Origin of the sequence: Amycolatopsis sp. SID8362 (assembly GCF_010550475.1) — a bacterium.
Lineage (GTDB): Bacteria > Actinomycetota > Actinomycetes > Mycobacteriales > Pseudonocardiaceae > Amycolatopsis > Amycolatopsis eburnea.
The window spans coordinates 1-582 of record NZ_JAAGNB010000608.1 but is presented as its reverse complement, the minus strand read 5'-3'; the positions used below and the strand labels follow the sequence as shown (position 1 = coordinate 582).

Here is a 582-nt window from a genome sequence, read left to right as displayed (position 1 = left end):
GCAGCGCGGTGCCCGCCGCGGTGTGCGGCGCGAACGTCACCACCGGCAGCGACTGCGGCGCGCCGCCGCCGGACTTCAGCGCGGGCAGGATCGCCAGGCCCTGGACGTCCACATCGGACAGCACGGTGCACAGCACCAGCGGGTGCCGGGTCGTCGTGTCGACCACCGCTTCGGCCTGTCCCGGGGTCGCCGTGGGACGCAGGGTCAGCGGGCGCGGGGTGGCCGCCGGTGCCAGCGGCCCGATCAGTTCGGCCGCCGCGGCGGCCAGCACCCCGGCGCCGAGGCGGTCCGGGTCGAGCGGGGAACGGGTCGTCATGGCTTCACCGCACCGTCATCCGGCCGGGCGACTCGACGAAGACCGCGATCTGGTCGGCACCCACGACGAGGTTCTCGTCCAGGTCGAGCACGTCGGGCGAGGTGTCGCTCTCGCCGCCGGACCCCACGTCGTCGACGGCGAACGGGAACCGCATCAGGTGCAGGTCGCCGACGTCGACGACGCCGGGCTCCGCCATCATCGCCGCCGACAGCGCCGCGGCCCGCACGGGTTCCGCCAGCGACAGCCCGTCGACGACCCCGCGCAGG

Annotated in this window: 2 protein-coding genes; both read right to left on the bottom strand. The window is 75.6% G+C overall.

The features are described from left to right. Positions 1-316: hypothetical protein (locus G3I65_RS18870; protein WP_160697280.1), on the bottom strand; the 316-nt coding region annotated here is incomplete at its 3' end. Positions 317-320: 4 nt separating this feature from the next. After that, positions 321-582: hypothetical protein (locus G3I65_RS18865; protein WP_160697279.1), on the bottom strand; the 262-nt coding region annotated here is incomplete at its 5' end.